Here is a 15,531-nt window from a genome sequence, read left to right as displayed (position 1 = left end):
CAGAGCCCGGACGCCTGCCCGGTCACCCCGGGCGCGGGCACCCGCATCGCCCAGGGCCTCAGCTCGGACGTCGACCTGGTCGTCATGGGCCACTCCCACGAGGCCTACATCTGCAAGACCAAGGACCCCTCCGGCCAGGACCGCTTCTACACCCAGGGCTCCTCGTTCGGCCGCGTGCTGACCTCGATCGACTTCCAGGTGGACAAGAAGACCGGCGAGGTCGTCCGCTCCTCGGTCGTCGCCGACAACCACGTGGTCACCCGCGACGTCACGCCGGACCCGGACATCACGAAGCTGGTGGACACCTGGAAGGCCCGCGTCGCGCAGATCGCGGACAAGCCCATCGGCAAGATCACTGCTGACGTCGACCGCAAGTCCGGGCCCTCCGGTGAGACGGCCCTCGGTAACCTGATCGCCGACTCCCAGCTGGAGGCCACCAAGACGGGCGGCAACGCCGAGATCGCGCTGATGAACGCGGGTGGCGTCCGCGACGACCTGGTCTACGCCCAGAAGGGGTCCGAGGGCGACGGCGTCGTGACGTACGGCGAGGCCTTCACCGTGCAGCCGTTCAACAACCTCCTGCAGGTCGTGACGCTGACCGGCGCCCAGCTCGACGCCCTGCTGGAGCAGCAGTGGCAGAGCGGCGGCTCGATCGTGCGCATCCTGCATTCGTCGGCCTCGCTGACCTACACCGTGAACCGGTCGCAGCCGGTCGGCTCGCATGTGTCGAACATCAAGATCAACGGGACTCCGGTCACGGACGCCCAGCAGATCAGGGTCGCCGGCAACAACCTCATCGTCGGTGGTGGCGGCGGCTTCAGCGTCTTCAAGGAAGGCACCAACCTGTGGAGCGGGCCGCTGGACATCGACGCGCTGGTCGCCTACCTGGGCGCGCACTCGCCGATCGCCCCGCCGGCCGTCAACCGCGTCACCGTCACCGGCTAGGCGTCATCTGTTCGACCGCATCGTGCCGGCAGCGGGAACCTGACCACCTGCGGCCGGCAGGACGCGAAAGCACGGTTCCGCGCGTGGCGTCGTCTTCTCTGCCGCAGAGCTCAGCGCAGGCACGCAGGCCAAGATCGCGGCGCAGTCGGAGCGTGCGAACGCGACAAGTGGGCGCAGGGAATCAGCGACACTCCCGCACTCGGCCTCTTGAACGAAGCCCTCGGCCTCGGCCTGCCGATCATCGCGTTCCCGTGGCCCAACGTCGCACTCGCCCGCCATCCGGCCTTCCCGGTCAGCATCAAGCTGCTCCGGGCGTCGGGAGTCACCGTCCTCCTCGATTTCGACAACCTCCCCCAACCCGACTCAGGAGCCCCGGGCGCCGCATCATTTCCCTGGGAGGACCTCCGAAAGGAACTCCGCGCCGTGCGATCGAGCCTTGGCGATTGATTCAACGCGAGCCAGTCCCTGTCCGTGTCAGGGTTCTGGCTCGAACCGCTGGCCGTACCGCTGGTCGCTCTGGTCGGCGTAGTTGGGTTGCTGTTCGGACTCAGCGCGCTGACGTGGCGTTTCGTGGAGGCTCCGGCGCAACGGCTGGGCAAGCGCCTCATTTCCGAGGAGCCCTCGCGGTGAGATCACGAGGTCAGTCGATGGCCATCCCACCCGTAGCACAGGGCCGCCGAGCCGAGCAATCGTCTCACGGGGGCGCAGGGAGGCCGATCACCGGCGGGGCGCCGGGTCAGGAGCGTTTCCCGACCCGGGCCTTGATCGTTCCGCGCGTGGTGGGCCGCTAGGGCTGCGGGACCGGGCTCGAAGTGGGGGGCGGGGTATTGACGAAGAAGATGTAGGTACGGGAAAGGCTTGAATAGCCGAACTTGTCCACAGTGGACACGGACAGGACGTTCTCGTCGGCCGTGTCCGGTGTCACGGTCACCTTCGCCGTACCGTCCTCGCCGACCGGCACCTCTACGAGGCTTCCGTTGAGCCGATAGCTGTACCTGACGACATCCTGCGCGCCGTTGAGCGCGAAGGTGAACTCGCCGGGTATGCCGACGCCGCCGCCGTACTGGTTCTGTGGATACACCGTCGAGGAGACGGTGGGCGCGGGGTTGCGGACGGCTCTGAACTCGTACACCTTGGTCGGGCTGCGGTTTCCGGCACGGTCGGTGCTGCTGACCGTCAGCTTCATCGGCAAATCGCGGGTCGGGGTGAACGTCACGATGGCCGTCCCGTCGCTCCCGGCTGCCACGGTGCCCGCGGGACCAGCGGGCGTGATGCTGTACTGGTAGCTGACGACGTCGGAGGCGCCGTTGGGCGCGAACAGGAACTCACCGGGGGTTCCTACTCGTGCCCCAACCACCTTCTCGGGGTAGGCGGTCGATGACACCACCGGCTGCCCTGGTGGCGTGACGTCGACCGTGAACGCCTGCCACGGGCTCCATTCACCTACCTCGCTACCGAACTCAATCGAGCCAGCCGGCTGATATTGGTCCTCGGCCCGCACGCGCCACACGTATGTGCCTCCGTCGGCGAGGGCCCCGGATGGGACGCAGATGCGCTGCGTGGAGCCGACATAGGTGAACTCGGTGACGAATTCGCCGAGGGTGTCCCCTCCTGGCACCGCCCATTGGAACCGTCCGCGAATCTGCTGCCAGGTTTCGTCCTCGTCGGTGAACTTGGCGCTGAGCGCCGGAGTCGTCGTTCTGACGTATCCACCGTCGCCGGTGGGCACTCCACTGCTGGAGCAGCCGACTCCGAACGTGTCCGACCAGGCCCGCAACTCGGAGGGCACATGGGGGGCGGTGTTGTAGTCGATGTGCAGCCATGGACTGGGTAGCTTCCCGAAATATGGGTCGGATGCCACATCGCTCTCGAACACGTGCAGTTCGCGGGGCCCTGTCTCGTGGGCGGAACGCAGGCCGAAGGTGATGTACCGGTCTCCGCGAGCAGCCGCCTCGGTGACGAGGTCGGTTACCGTCCAACCGAAGAAACAGCCACCGTACGGGTCGGAAGCAGTACCGGCGTCGAGTCTCTTGAGCCATTTCGGCTGCTTCAGCCAGGTCGTCTTGGGGGTGATCTCCTCGGTCACCCACAACTCGACATTAGGCTCGCAAGGTCCGCTGTTCTGATAGGCGCTGAAAATAGCCCGCAGAATGTGCTTTCCGATGACCTTGGAAGTGTCCATCCGGAAGAAAGACCGGAAGATGCCGGCGGGCTTCACGCCCGTCCCCACCGGCGCGTCTTCCGAACTGTCCCAGTAGGACTTTTTGGGATGCGTCAACGACACGTACGTCCATGCGACCTTCCCACCGCCGGCGTACGCCGCCGCCTGCGCCGTGTTCGGCGTGATCAGCGTCCCGAGGATGGCCAGCGTCGTGAGTAACAAGGGCAGAGTCGCGCCGCGAAGGCGCCGTAAGTATGGCTTCATCGAACCGTCCCCTAGATCGATCCCCGTAGGACATCGGAACCGAGTCCGTCATAGGCAAGGGCCGCCATACGCGGGACCAGGCACCGATGACCGGCGGAGCCACCCCATCCCTCCGCCGGCGATTGGCAGCATGATCGGCGAATCTACCTTATTCATGTCGGAAGTTACATATTCCGCGAAGCGGACATTCCCACATCAAGATCGAGGTATGGAATGCCTTTCACGTGTGAGCCCGGATAAGAATCCAGCACAGGTCGACGGACGCCTCGTGTCGGGGCAGCCGAATGTCGCCACGGTCAGGTCATATGCCGCAGGAACGCGGGGGTTGCCGCCTGTCCGGGCCGGTGACGAGGGCGGCGGAGTAGCCGGGGGCTGCGTCGAGCCAGCGGACCGGCCACAGCGCGCCGGGGTGGGTACGCGAGAGCACGGTGCCGTGGGGTGCGTCGGCTTCTCGGTTCACCAGGACGTCTCTGAGCCCGGTGAGCCCGACGCCGATGGCCTTGACGTAGGCCTCCTTGGCGCTCCAGAGGGCGAAGTATTCGGTGTGGCGGGCCGCCGGGTCGGTGTGGTGCAGGCGGTCGACCTCCGCGGGCTGGTACATGCGACCGGCCATCTCCAGGCAGTCGAGATCCGGGCGGATCAGCTCGATGTCGACGCCCACGCGCGAGCCCGGCGGCGTCACCGCCACCAGGGCCCACTCCCCCGAGTGGGACAGGTTGAAGTCGAGCGGGGGACGGCCGTCCGGCAGCGCCAGGTACGGCCGTCCCCCGGCCTCGGTGTGAAAGGCGAGACGCGAGGCGCGCACGCCGCACAGCCGGCCGAGGATGGCGCGGAGCGCGGCGTGCGCGATCGTGAAACGGTGCTTCTCGGTGGGGCTCGCGAGCTGTGACGCCCGCTCGCGTTCGGTGTCGGAGAGCATCCGCCACCACCGCGAGTCGTCGGGCTGATCGAGGTGAACCCGGAAGATCCGGGGCCCGGTCGTCTTCTCCGCGTCTCGGTCGAGGTGGATGCGAGAGACCCAGGGCCCGGTCGCGGTCGGCTTCTCCGCGTCTCGGTCGAGGGTTAGCCCCTGGACCCGGGGCCCGGTGGTGGTCATCTTCTCAGGGCCTCGGTGATGTACTTGTGGGTGAGGGCCGCCTGTTCGAAGACCGCGAAGTGGCCGCCCAGGAAGGGGTGCAGGGCGAACCGGCGTGAGGTGTGCTCCTCCCAGCCGTCGACCAGGCGCCGGTCGACCCTCGGGTCCTCGGCGCTCGGCATGGCCGTGATCGGGACGTCCAGCGGCGGCCCCTCCTGGTACTCGTAGGTCTCCTTGATGGTGAAGTCGGCCTGCACGGCCGGAAGGATCATGTCGAGCACCCCCGGGTCCGCCAGGAGCCACTCCGGCGTCCCGCCGAGCTTGCGCAGCATGTCCACCACCTCGGGCCGGGTCATGTCCCGGACGAACGGCCCGATCTCGTACGACAGGTGCGGGGCGACCGACCCGGAGACGAACAGGTGCGCCGCCTCCGGCCCGCCGCGGCGGCGGATCTCCCGCAGCAGCTCGAAGCCCACGAGCGCGCCGAGACTGTGCCCGTAGACGGCGTACCTGCGGCCCTCGGGGCCGAGCGCCAGGTCGGCGAGCACGACGTCGGCGAGGTCGGCGACCAGCGGCCCCATGCGCTCGTAGGGCGTCTCCCTGAGCCGGTTGTCCCTGCCGGGCGGCTGCACCGGCAGCACCGCCACCCCCGGCACCTTGCGCTGCCACACCCGGAAGGCCGAGGCCGCGCCGCCCGCGTGCGGCAGGCAGTACAGCGCGAGCGCGGTCGGCTCGGCCCCGGTCTGGCCTCGGAACGGCAGCCACCGAGCCATCACATCACTGCTCGTCAGGTCATTGACGGTCATGTCTGCCTCATCAAAGGATCTCAAGCTGGACGTAAGGCGGCGGGGGCTGCACGCCTGTGAGGTCGGCCTCCAGCACCACGTGGGCGCCGTCCCTGCTCGCCTCGCGGAACCCCGCGAAGGCGTAGGTGATCTGCATCATCCGGTTCCTGCCGGTCTCCACGAAGTCGGCCTGGAGGGCGACGCCCGCCTCGTCCGCGAGGCGCATGATGTGGTTGAGCATCACCATGCCGACCCCCCGGGACATCACGCGGCACGACATCAGCATCATGCACAGCCGCCAGACCTTCTCGTCCTTCTCCACCAGGGCGAGCCCGATCTTCCCGTAGCTCCCGAACCGGTCGGTGAGCGAGGCGACCAGGAGCAGGTGGTCCGGGGAGTCGCGCAGCTCGTCCAGTTCCTCATAGGAGTACGTACGCCCGGTCGAGTTGAGCTGGTTGGTCCGCACCGTCAGCTCCTCGGCCCGCTGAAGGTCCTCGCGGCGGGCCGGCGCGATGGTGAACGCCATCTGAAGGCCCGCGAGGAACTCCTCGTTGGTGCCGACGAACCCGTCCTCCAGCTCGTCCCTGGCGATCTGCCCCTGGTACATCACGCGGCGCTGCGCGGACTCGTCGGTGACGAAGCGGGGGATGAACAGCGGCTGGGCCAGCGCCTCGTCCAGGCCGGCGACGTCGACGCGGGTCACCTCCGGCACCTCGTGGGCGACCTCGGCGAGCTCGAACTCCTGGTCGTCGACGAACGCGAACGCGTCGAGCCCGAGGTTGAGCGCCTTGGCGATCCTGCGGATCGAGTCGGACTTGGCGTTCCAGTTGATCTGCGGGTAGAGGAACAGCTCCTCAAGCCCGAGCTCCCTCAGCTTCCCGACGGCCGCGTCGTGGTCGTTCTTGCTGGCGATGGAGTGCAGGACGCCCATGGCGTCCAGCCGCCGGATGTGGGCCACGACCGACGGCCGTACGGTGACGTCGCCGTCCTCCAGCAGCACCCCGTCCCACAGGGTGTTGTCGAGGTCCCACACGATGCACTTGACGCGTCCCTGCACCGGCTTCTCGGGGAGGACGACGACGCTCTCCTGGGCCACGCTCATCACATCAGCTCCCTGTCCACCTGCCCAGCGATGGTGATCCGCTGGATCTCGTTGCTGCCCTCGATGATCTCCATCACCTTCGCGTCCCTGTAGAAGCGCGCCACGGGATAGTCAGGACCGCATCCGTTGGCGCCGTGGATCTGGACCGCCTCCGAGGCGTGCCTGGCGGCGGCGGTGGACGCGAAGTACTTGGCCACCCAGGTGGCCATGAGCGTGGACGCCTCTCCGGCGTCCTTGAGCCGTCCGGCCTCGGCGCACAGCAGACGGGCCGCCCGCGCGTCGGTGATCATGTCGGACAGCTTCGCCTGGATGAGGGGCCGGTCGCGCAGGACCGACCCGCCGACCTCGCGGCGCGCGGTGTAGGTGGCGCACGCCTCCAGGCAGGCCTGGATGATGCCCACCGAACCCGCGGCCACGCTGTAGCGCCCGAGGTCGAGCGTGCCGGTCAGCACCATGCCCGCCGTGAACCCGCTGGGGCCGAGCAGCGCGTCCCCGTCGAGCCTGACGTCCTGGAACGACACCTCCGCGAGCATCGACGCGCGGGTTCCGAGCATGTCGTCGATCGGGCGGACCTGCACCCCCGGAGCGTCCCTCGGGACCAGGAAGGCCCCGATGCTGGACGCGGTCCTGGCGAACACCAGGTACACGTCCGCCCGCTGACCGCCGGTGATCCACTTCTTGACCCCGTTGAGCACCCAGCCGCCGCCGGACTCGGCGGCGGTGGAGGTGATCCCCGAGGCGTCGCTGCCCGCGCCGGGCTCCGACAGGCAGAACGCCCCGAGGACGTCCCCCCGGCACAGCGCCGGCGTCCACCGCTCGCGCTGGGCCGGAGTGCCCCACCGCTGCACGGCCCACGACACCATCGTGTGAACCGTGAGCAGGCTGCGCACCGACGAGCAGCCGCGTCCCACCTCCTCGTGGGCCTCTCCGAGGGTCACCATGTCCATCCCGGCTCCGCCCGCCTCGGGCGGCAGGAAGGGGGCCCACAGGCCCGCCTCCGCGATCCGGTCCAGCAGCTCCTCGGGTACGCGCCCCTTCTGGTCGTAGGCGTCGGCGTACGGAGCGATGTGGGTGTCGACGAACGCGCGTGCGGAACGCCGGTCCACGACCTGGACCGTGTCCGTCGCGGCGTCCGTCGCGATCTGTGCCGGGGTCGCCATCGTCACACCTGGACGGCGAGGTCCGACGACAGCCGGGCCACCAGGTCGGACATCGAGTCCGCGGTCCGGAAGTTGTCGATGCGGAGCTCCTCGTTCGGGATGGTGACGCCGAACGCCTTCTCGACGAACATCACCAGCTCCATGGCGAACAGCGAGTTGACGAACCCGAGCGCGAAGATGTCCTGGGACTCGGTGATCTCCGCCTGCGGGTAGCGGCTGCGGACGAAGTCGAGGATCTGGGCCTTGGCGATGTCTGACATCTGATGACTCCCTTGATTGTCTGTGCGAGAAGGACGAGCGGTCAGAGGGTCGAGCCGACGGGCCGGCTGGCGCCGTCGTAGGTGTAGAAGCCGCGGCCGGTCTTGCGGCCGTGCAGCCCGGCGTCGGTCATCTGCTTCAGCAGCGGGCACGGCCGGTACTTGCTGTCGGCGTAGTGCTCGTACAGCACCTCCACGCTGTAGAGGATCGTGTCGACGCCGATCAGGTCGGCGGTCTCCAGCGGGCCCATGGGGTGCCCGAAGCAGCTGCGGAACACCTCGTCCACCGACGCGGCGTCGGCCACGCCTTCGTGTACGAGGAAGGCCGCCTCGTTGACGGTGAGCATCAGCACCCGGTTGGAGACGAATCCGCACGAGTCCTTGACGTCGATGGCCTTCTTGCCCATCGCGGTCAGCAGGTCCCTGGTGCGCTGGATGGTGTCCTGCGAGGTGTGGAAGCCGGGGATCAGCTCGACCGCCGGCTTGGCGGGCACCGGGTTCATGAAGTGGACGCCGATGACCTTCTCCGGCCGCCCGGTGACGGCCCCGACCTTGGTGATCGGGATCGCGGAGGTGTTGACGACGAAGACGGTGTCCGGTCCGCAGACCGCGTCGAGCGTCTCGTAGACCTCCCGCTTGACGTCCCAGTTCTCCGTCACGTTCTCGATGACGACGTCGGCCTTGGCCGCCCCCTCGGCGCCGACGGCGGTGGTGATCCTCGACAGCACCTCGTCGGGGTCGAGGGCGGGGCCGCCCATCAGCCGGCTCATGCGGCTGTTGTGCCTGATGGTGGCCAGCGCCTCCTTGAGGATCGTCTCGTCCTTGTCGACCAGGATCACCTCGTGCCCGGTCTGCGCCAGGTTCTGGGCGACCCCGACGCCCATGACACCCGCGCCCACTACGCCGATAACCGTCATGACCACTCCGTTTCTCGTCGTTCACTGCCGTGCCGGCATGCCGGCGCCCTTGCTGGTGGTGGTGCTATCGGCCGCGCCTGCGGGCCGCCGAGGCTTCGAGGCCCGAGCGGCGGAGCTGCGCGCGTACCTGGCTGCCGCCGTCTGCGTTCTCGAACGCCGGGGCCGCACCCGAGGTGAGGGCCTCGATGGTCGCGCCGAGCGCGGCCACGGTCGGCGCCTCGTAGAGGATGTGCGGCGGGAGCTCGTCCAGCTCGAATTCGCGGCGCAGGGCGGCCACGATCGAGACGCCGAGCAGCGAGTTCCCGCCGAGCTCGAAGAAGTTGTCCAGCACCCCGACCCGGTCGAGCCTGAGCGACTCGCACCAGATCGCCGTGATCGTCTCCTCCGTGGCGCCCGAGGGCTCCTGGTAGGAGGTGACCAGCTCGGGACGGGGGTGCCGCTCGCCGCCGCCGCTCATGGCGGGCGAGGTCACCGCCTCCAGGTTGAACCGCGAGCTGCCGAGGACGACCGTCGGGAAGTCCTGGGTGGACACCACCACCCTCGGCTCCCGCGAGGCCAGCGCCCGCAGCAGGGACCGCCAGCCGTCCTCGAACCCGATGCCGACGCGGGCCCGGTTCTCCCTGAAGAACTTCTGCAGTTCGTCGTCGTACCCGGCCAGGCCCGCCTCCCAGGCGTTCCAGGTCCACTCGCCCCAGTCGACCGAGATCACCCGGCGGCCGGAGTCCGCGAGCCGGTACGCCCAGCTGTCCAGGAAGGCGTTCGCGGCGCAGTAGTCCACCTGGCCGGGGCCGCCGCCGGTCGCCGAGGTGATCGAGGAGAACAGCACCAGGAAGTCCAGCTCGATCTCGTCCGGCTCGCCGATCCGCAGCGCCTCGGCGATGGCCAGCGTGCCGGCGATCTTCGGGGCCAGCACCGCGTCCAGCTCTTCGGGGCGCTTGAACTGCATCAGTCCCATGGCCGGGACTCCTGCGGCGTGGAGCACGCCGTGCAGCGCGCCGAAGCGCTCCCTTGCCACCTCGACCGCGCTCCGTACGTCCTGCGTGCTGCTCACGTCGCCGGTGACGATCTCGACCTCCGCGCCGAGCGCGACGATCTCGCCGACGCGGGCCACCCGCCGCCGGGTGTCCTCGTCGTACGCCTCCGCGCCGGGTCCTCCTGCGAGGATGCCGGCCCAGTCCTCGCGCGGCGGCAGCCCGCGACGGGCGAGCAGCACCAGCTTGGCCCGGCAGTCACGGGCGAGGTGCTCGGCCATGCCGAGCGCGATGCCGCCGAGCCCGCCGGTGACCAGGTAGACGCCGCCTTCCCGCAGCACGCCGGTGTCGGGTGCGGACGGCGCCATGGTCTCGTAGCCGGGCACCCAGCGGCGGCCGTGCCGCAGCGCGACCGTACGGTCGGTCATCGGCCGGCGCAGCTCGGCGACCAGGCCGGCGATCACGGGTCCGGCCGGGGCCGCCGCGACGTCGACGAGCCGGGTGGCCACCTTCGGATGTTCCAGGGGGATCACCAGGCACGGGCCCATCAGCGTCGCGCCATCCGGGTCGGACACGTCGTCGCGCAGCACCTGCTGGGTGCCGGAGACGGCGACGTCCAGCGACCAGTCGTCGGTCCCGGACTCGGCCGCCGCCCTGGCGAGGGCGACCAGGGTGTGCAGGCCGTACTGGACGGTGGAGTCGCCGGGTGCCGCGCCGAGCGTCCACAGGTGGACCGCCCGCTCCAACGGCCGGTCGGCGGTGCGCAGGTCGCGCAGCAACGCGAGCGTGTCCTTCACGCTGCCCGGCCTGAGCGTGTAGCCGTCGCCGGTCGCGGCGTACGCCTCGCCGGGCCGTACCAGGCTGATGGACGCCCCGGTCTCCGCGACCTCCCGCCGCAGCTCGGCGAGCACGTCGTCGGCCACCCCTTCGCGGGTGTAGACCAGCCACGAGGCGGGTTGCCGCTCACTCGGCGCGGGCGCCGAGGTCTGCCGCCACACCGGCAGGTACAGCCACTGCTCCTCGGGGAGCTTGGGCAGGCTGGTGATCGCCTCGAACAGGTCGGCGGGATCGGGGGCCTCCCCCGGCAGCGCGAGCGCGCCCGTACGGCTCCGGCGGCCGGTGCGGGCCGGGGGGTCGATCCAGTAGCGGTGCCGCTGGAACGGGTAGGTGGGAAGCGGGACCCGGCCCGGCAGCCCGGCGAGGTCGCCGGGTTCCGCATCGGTGTGGCGGCCGTGGTAGGCGGTCCAGTCGATCTCGGCGCCGACCAGCCACAGGCGGGCGAGGCAGCCGGCGAGCACGGCGTCGCCGGGGCGGCCGTCGCTCCCGCCGGGCAGCGCGTTGAGGATCAGCGGCCACCGCTGCGGCGGGCAGCCCGCGCCCCGCATCAGGGCGCCGAGCGACTGGCCGGGGCCGATCTCCACCACGGCCAGCTCGGGATCGGCGAGCAGGGTGTCGATCCCGGCCGCGAACCGGACCGTCCCGCACATGTGGCGGGCCCAGTACGCGGGGTCGCACACCAGGTCGGCGTGCGCGAGCTCACCGGTCAGGTTGGAGATGTACGGCAGCTCCGGAAGGTTGAGCCGCACGTTGGCCTTCACCCAGTCGGTGAGCTCGCTGCTCAGGTGCGTGAGCATCCTGGAGTGGAACGCGTGCGTGGTCTCCAGGGGCCGGCACGCGATCTCGGCGCGCCGCAGGTCGGCGACGAGCCGTTCCATCGGCTCCACGGGGCCGGCGACGACCGCGACCTGCGGGCCGTTGACGGCGGCGATGTCCAGGCCGCGCTCCTCCAGCCGGAACCGGCGGCGCAGCTCGCCCGCGGGCAGGGACACCGCGGCCATCGAGCCCGCCGGGACCTTCGAGATCAGCCTCGCCCTGTGCGCCACCAGCGCCAGGGCGTCCGGCAGCGACAGCACTCCGGCGAGGCAGGCCGCGACGTACTCCCCGAGGCTGTAGCCCAGCATGATCCTCGGGGTCACGCCCCAGGCCATCAGCGTGCGCGCCAGCGCGTACTCCAGGGCGAACAGCGCGGGCTGGACGACCTCGGTGCGCTCCAGGGCGGAGACCCGCCCGTCGGCGCCGCCGGAGCCCCCACGCCCCAGCAGGGCGGCGAGGCCGAGGCCCCCGCCGCGCTCGCCGGCGAGCAGGTCGTTCAGGTCCACGTCCGGCAACGCCTCGCGGAGCGGCTCAAGGCATTCGTCGAGGGCGGCGCGGAACACCGGCTCGCGCCGGTAGAGCTCGCCCGCCATTCCGGGATACTGCTCGCCGACCCCGGCGAGCAGGAACGCCACCGGGCGTCCCTGGACGGTGTCGACGCGGCTCAGCACGCCCTCCGCCGACTCCCCGCTCAGCGCGGCCACGGCCTCCTCGACGGAGGCGGCGACCGCGGCCCGGCGGTGCTCGAACGTCTTGCGCCCGACCTGCAGGGTGTACGCCACGTCGGCCAGCCGCGTGCCGGGCTCGGCGCGCAGGTGCTCCCCGAGGCGCTCGCACGCCTGGCCGGCGGCGGTGGCGTTCCGCGCCGAGATCGGCAGCACCTGGTACCGGCGGGAGGACGCGGAGTCCGCCCGCGCGGCGGCGGGCCGGGCGGGAGCCTCCTCGACCACCATGTGGACGTTGGTGCCGCCCATGCCGAGCGAGTTGATCCCCGCGATCCTCGGACGCCCCTCTCGGGTGCGCCAGGGGGACAGCTCGGCGTTGACGTAGAACGGGCTGTCCTCGAAGTCGATCTCGGGGTTGGGGCTGGTGTAGTGCAGGCTGGGCGGGATCACCTTGTCGCTCAGCGCGAACGAGGTCTTGATGAGCCCGCTCGCCCCCGCCGCGCGGTCCAGGTGCCCGATATTGGTCTTCACCGACCCGATCGGGCAGTACTGCTTGTCCCTGGTCGGGCCGAACGCGCGGGTCAGCGCCGCGACCTCGATCGGGTCGCCCAGCTCGGTCGCGGTACCGTGCGCCTCGATGTAGCTGATGTCCTCGGCGGTGACCCCGGCGTCCGCCATGGCGTCGGCGATCACCCGGGCCTGGCCGACGACGCTGGGCGCGGTGTAGCCGACCTTGAGCGCGCCGTCGTTGTTCATCGCCGAGCCGCGGATCACGGCCCAGACGTGGTCGCCGTCGCGCAGCGCGTCGGAGAGCCGCTTGAGCACGACCACGGCGGCTCCGTCGCCGAACATGCTGCCGCGCGCCTGCGCGTCGAAGGTGCGCACGTGGCCGTCGGGCGACTCCATGCCGCCCGGCCCGAACCGGTGCCCCACCCGGTCGGGGACCCGAATCGACACCCCGCCGGCCAGCGCCAGCTCGCACTCGCCGTTGCGCAGGCTCTGCACCGCGAGGTGCGCCGCCACCAGGGAGGTCGAGCAGAACGTCTGCACCGCCACGCTCGGCCCGTACAGGTCGAACAGGTAGGAGACCTGCGTGGTGAGGGCGTCCTTGTCGTTCCCCATGATGATCTCGTAGTGGCTGACGCCCTCGTCTTCGTCCAGGAGGCGCTCGCCCATCTGCAGCAGGTAGGTGCTGATGTTGGTGCCGCCGAACACGCCGACCCTGCCCCGGTGCTCCGGCGCCGCGTAGCCGGCCTGCTCAAGCCCCTGCCAGCACACCTCGAGGAACGCCCGCTGCTGGGGGTCGGTGAGCGCGGCCGTGCGGGGGCTCATGCCGAAGAACGCCGCGTCGAAGCCGCTGATGTCGTCGAGCACCGGCCGGGCAGGGACGTACGACGGGTCCTTGATCAGGTCCGGCTCGACCCCGGAGGCCAGCAGCTCCTCCTCGGAGAAGAAGCTGATCGACTCGACGCCCTCCCGCAGGTTGCGCCAGAACGCGCCGACGTCGTCCGCGCCGGGGAAGCGCCCGGCCATGCCGACGATCGCGATGCGCCGGTCGTCCGCCCGCGCCGCTGCGGGGTTCTGCGGCCGTACGGTCGCGGTGGCGCGCGCCACCGCCGTCGCCGTGGCGCGGGCCGGGGCGGGCCGGGGGGCGGCGGCGCCCTTCTCGTCGAGGATGCCCGCGAGTGTGTACACCGTCGGCGCCTCGAAGAGCATGACCGTCGGGACCGCGATGCCGAAGCGCTTCTTCACCAGGGCGAGCATCTGCAGGGCGACCAGGGAGTTGCCGCCGAGGTCGAAGAAGTTGTCCCGGGTGCCGACCGGCTCGATGCCGAGCACGTCCGCCCACAGTTCCGCGAGGGCCCGTTCGGTCGCGCTCAGCGGCGGGCTGTACGGCTGGGGAAGCTCGGGGCGCGGGAACCGGGTGCCGTCGCCGGGCGCGGACTCGGGCGCGGCCGTCGCGCGGGGCAGCCGGTCGTCCAGGCCGCCCGCCGCCACCACCAGGCTCGGCCCGTGCCCGGCCAGGACCTGGTCCAGGGCGGCCAGGCCCTCCTCGGTGCTCATGGAGTGGGCGGCCATCGCGGCGCCGATCCCGCCCTCGATGCGTTCCAGGGTGCAGGACCAGGTGTCCCAGCTCACGGTCACCCACCGGGTGGGCGACCGCCCGTCCTGGTACTTGATGTGGCGGCGGTAGCCGATGGCGGTCAGCGCGGCGTTGGCCGCCGCGTAGCTGCCGAAGGTGATGCCGCCCAGCAGCGACGACGTCGAGGAGAACAGCACGCAGAAGTCGGGCACCCGCTCCAGCCCGAGCTCGTGGACCACCTCGTCCAGCACCAGGGCCCCGCCCACCTTGGCGCCGAAGTGCCGCCGGACGGCGCCCGCGTCGAGCTCGTGCAGGGAGCGGAAGGTGTCGCGCCCGGTCTCGGCGGCGGCGTGGACGACGCCGTCGAGCCGGACGCCGCCGGGCAGCGTCTCGGCGAGCATCGCGCGCATCGCGTCCGCGTCGGTGACGTCGACCTTCGGGGTCAGCACCTCGGCGCCGAGCGCGCGCAGCCGGCGCACGCCCTCGTACCGGGGGTCGCCCTCGGTGTCGGGCACGCCGCCGCGGCTGGTGAGGATGACCCGGGACGCGCCCGACCGCACCAGGTGCCCGGCCACGAGCAGGCCGACGTCGCCGAGCCCGCCGGTCACCAGGTAGGTCCCGCCGGACCGGATCCCCGGCCCTTCTGTCCCGTTCTCCGGCTCCTGCTCCGCCGGGACGTATCCGCGTACGTGGCGGCGGCCGTCCCGGTAGGCCACCAGCACGTCGGCGGCGGGCCTGCGGAGCTCGGCGGCCAGCGCCTCGGCGGCCCCGGCGGCGTCCACCTGGGTGTCGAGGTCGACGGCGTGGCAGTCGAGGTTGAGGTACTCCTGGTTGGCGACCAGCGGCAGCGTGGCGGCGGCGGCGTGGCCTGGCGAGGGGCTCTCGCCGTCGGCCACCGCCTGCCCGCCCTGGGTGACCAGGATGATCCTGGCGCTGCCCGCCCCGTCGCTGCCCCACGCGTCCAGCATCCGGGCGAACGGGAGCACGGCGTCGGCGGGGTCGCGGCGGGTGCCGCCGCCGTCCAGCATGCGCAGGTCCACGATGGTAACCGGCCCGCCGGCGGCGAGCCGGCTCACCAGTGCGGTGTGGTCGTCCGGGGAACCGAAGTCGAGGACGTAGCCTCCGGCCACCTCGGCGAAGGCGTCGCCCGCCCGCACGGTCACCACCTCGGTGCCCGCGGAGCTCAGCGACCGCGCCAGCGCGTCGGCGACTCCCGTGCCGTCGGCCAGCAGGACGCACCGGGTGAGGTCCTGCGCCTCGACGGGCAGCGCGGCCTCGGCCCAGCGCGGGACCATCACCCGCACGTGGGCGGCGGCCCGCTCGGGCACGGCCGCCCCGGCCGGATCGGCGGCGGGACCGGCCGCCGTCGCCGCGTGCCCGGCGGGCGGGTCGATCCATTAGCGCTCCCGCTGGAACGGGTAGGCCGGCAGCCCGATCCGCTGCCACTCGTCGCCGAACATGGAGAGGACCTCCATGTTGCCGGTGTCGGGCTG

General features: G+C 71.0%; 11 protein-coding genes. 3 read left to right on the top strand and 8 right to left on the bottom strand.

The window, feature by feature from the left end:
• The 3 genes from AB0B89_RS27950 to AB0B89_RS27940 all read left to right on the top strand — a co-directional run.
• Window positions 1–945, top strand: a 945-nt coding sequence (locus AB0B89_RS27950) for a 5'-nucleotidase C-terminal domain-containing protein (protein WP_358558783.1), incomplete at its 5' end; no start/stop codon positions are given.
• Between the two features lie 207 nt (window positions 946–1,152).
• Window positions 1,153–1,392, top strand: a complete 240-nt coding sequence (locus AB0B89_RS27945; RefSeq protein WP_358558781.1) for a hypothetical protein — start codon at window positions 1,153–1,155, stop codon at window positions 1,390–1,392.
• 24 nt (window positions 1,393–1,416) lie between these two features.
• Window positions 1,417–1,575, top strand: coding sequence for a hypothetical protein (locus AB0B89_RS27940; protein WP_358558779.1), 159 nt, complete (start codon window positions 1,417–1,419; stop codon window positions 1,573–1,575).
• 157 nt (window positions 1,576–1,732) lie between these two features.
• On the opposite strand, the gene AB0B89_RS27935 is transcribed toward AB0B89_RS27940, so the two are convergent.
• The 8 genes from AB0B89_RS27935 to AB0B89_RS27900 all read right to left on the bottom strand — a co-directional run bounded on the left by AB0B89_RS27935 (window position 1,733) and on the right by AB0B89_RS27900 (window position 15,366).
• Entirely contained in the window at window positions 1,733–3,229 is a 1,497-nt protein-coding gene (locus tag AB0B89_RS27935) for a hypothetical protein (protein WP_358558777.1), read from the bottom strand.
• 442 nt (window positions 3,230–3,671) lie between these two features.
• Window positions 3,672–4,466: a 4'-phosphopantetheinyl transferase superfamily protein gene (locus tag AB0B89_RS27930; protein ID WP_358558775.1), complete on the bottom strand. Its 795-nt coding sequence runs from the start codon at window positions 4,464–4,466 to the stop codon at window positions 3,672–3,674.
• A complete protein-coding gene (locus AB0B89_RS27925) occupies window positions 4,463–5,251 on the bottom strand; it encodes a thioesterase domain-containing protein (RefSeq protein WP_358558773.1) in 789 nt (262 codons plus the stop codon). The genes AB0B89_RS27930 and AB0B89_RS27925 overlap by 4 nt, the downstream gene beginning before the upstream one ends.
• A gap of 10 nt (window positions 5,252–5,261) precedes the next feature.
• On the bottom strand, window positions 5,262–6,332 hold the full coding sequence (locus AB0B89_RS27920; RefSeq protein ID WP_358558771.1) for an HAD-IIIC family phosphatase: 1,071 nt from the start codon (window positions 6,330–6,332) through the stop codon (window positions 5,262–5,264).
• Window positions 6,332–7,492, bottom strand: a complete 1,161-nt coding sequence (locus tag AB0B89_RS27915; protein ID WP_358558769.1) for an acyl-CoA dehydrogenase family protein — start codon at window positions 7,490–7,492, stop codon at window positions 6,332–6,334. Before AB0B89_RS27915 ends, AB0B89_RS27920 begins: the two co-directional genes overlap by 1 nt.
• A 2-nt stretch (window positions 7,493–7,494) precedes the next feature.
• The gene (locus AB0B89_RS27910) at window positions 7,495–7,752 is read right to left on the bottom strand and encodes an acyl carrier protein (protein WP_358558767.1); all 258 of its coding nucleotides are present in this window, start codon (window positions 7,750–7,752) and stop codon (window positions 7,495–7,497) included.
• Window positions 7,753–7,793: 41 nt separating this feature from the next.
• A complete protein-coding gene (locus AB0B89_RS27905; RefSeq protein ID WP_358558765.1) occupies window positions 7,794–8,666 on the bottom strand; it encodes a 3-hydroxyacyl-CoA dehydrogenase NAD-binding domain-containing protein in 873 nt (290 codons plus the stop codon).
• A gap of 64 nt (window positions 8,667–8,730) precedes the next feature.
• On the bottom strand, window positions 8,731–15,366 hold the full coding sequence (locus tag AB0B89_RS27900; protein ID WP_358558763.1) for an SDR family NAD(P)-dependent oxidoreductase: 6,636 nt from the start codon (window positions 15,364–15,366) through the stop codon (window positions 8,731–8,733).
• Window positions 15,367–15,531 lie beyond the last annotated feature (165 nt).

The sequence above is a fragment of the Sphaerisporangium sp. NPDC049002 genome, assembly GCF_040649355.1.
Lineage (GTDB): Bacteria > Actinomycetota > Actinomycetes > Streptosporangiales > Streptosporangiaceae > Sphaerisporangium.
The sequence above is the reverse complement of the archived record's forward strand: the minus strand, read 5'-3'. Positions and strand labels throughout refer to the sequence as shown.